The following is a 1,025-nucleotide window of genomic DNA, read 5'->3' as shown; positions in this document are numbered from 1 at the left end:
GCGGCGTCGTCGACCAGCCACAGACCGTCGATGTCCACCTCGAAGCGCGGCGAGAAAAGGACCCGACGATGCGGGTCGTCGACGCCTGAGTGAACAGGCACGGCGAACATGTAGCAGGCCGGTATGGCGCAGCAGGTGAATTGCGTCGCCGCATTTCCGGCATTCGGGTGAAGCAGTGCGGCATGCTCTGCCCACCGACGAAGAAGCTCTTTGAGCCAGAAGCCTACCATTTTTCCTTCGCTTTCCGGAAACCGGGGAGGCTTACTCGCCACCGTCGAGCGGATACGCGGGGCCGGGGCAAACCGGTGAGGGAATTGCTCGCGTGCCTAGGCGTTTTGCAGACTCCGGCACGTGATCACCAGGGTGCCCGGATCTACGATCGCGCCGGCGGCCGAGAAGCGGTGCGCGTGCCCGGCACGGATGAGGCCGGCCTCACTCCCGCTCCGGACGGCGATCACGTTCACCGCCGCGACGATGTCGCCCCGCGTGTCCCTGCCGTGATCCTCCGGTTCCCCGGTCAGCGAGAATTCCGAGGTCCAGTCCGTTCATCAGCAGTATCCCGGGCATCGGGCGCCTCTCGATGCGGCGAGCGCGGACGGCGTCGGCCATGTGCACTATCGTGGCAACCGCCCCGGGGCGACGACAACTACCCGGCCTGACAGTGTCCAGCTCCAGTCTCGCCGCGATCCCGCGTCCCGCACTGGATCAGGTCTACGCAAATCCGATATTCGCGCCATGTCGGTCAGCCTTCGTTCATTTGCGAACTTCGCCCACTTGGCGGTTTTTTTTGGATCACCGCCTGTCGCCAGCATTTTGGATCACCGCCCGTCGCCAACAACTGCGCCACCCGATCGACCCAAACCCCTCAGATCTGACAAAAATCATCGTCTTCGATGTGAATCGAAGTTCATCTTGACATGCCACAACCGCGCGGTATCGTCGTCCATGACTGTGGGGGCGATCATCGATTTGCGGGACCGTCTCTCCCCCGTAGGGTTGGTTTTGATTCGTGGAGGCGATTCGGT

1 protein-coding gene is annotated in these 1,025 nt (G+C 62.8%); it reads right to left on the bottom strand.

The window, feature by feature from the left end:
* Window positions 1-272 (bottom strand): hypothetical protein (locus ACFYZF_RS30670; protein WP_387026677.1); only part of this gene is annotated, 272 nt, incomplete at its 3' end.
* Between the last annotated feature and the right edge of the window lie 753 nt (window positions 273-1,025).

The sequence above is a fragment of the Micromonospora sp. NPDC001898 genome, from assembly GCF_042891255.1.
Classification (GTDB): Bacteria; Actinomycetota; Actinomycetes; order Mycobacteriales; family Micromonosporaceae; genus Micromonospora.
The sequence above is the reverse complement of the archived record's forward strand: the minus strand, read 5'-3'. Positions and strand labels throughout refer to the sequence as shown.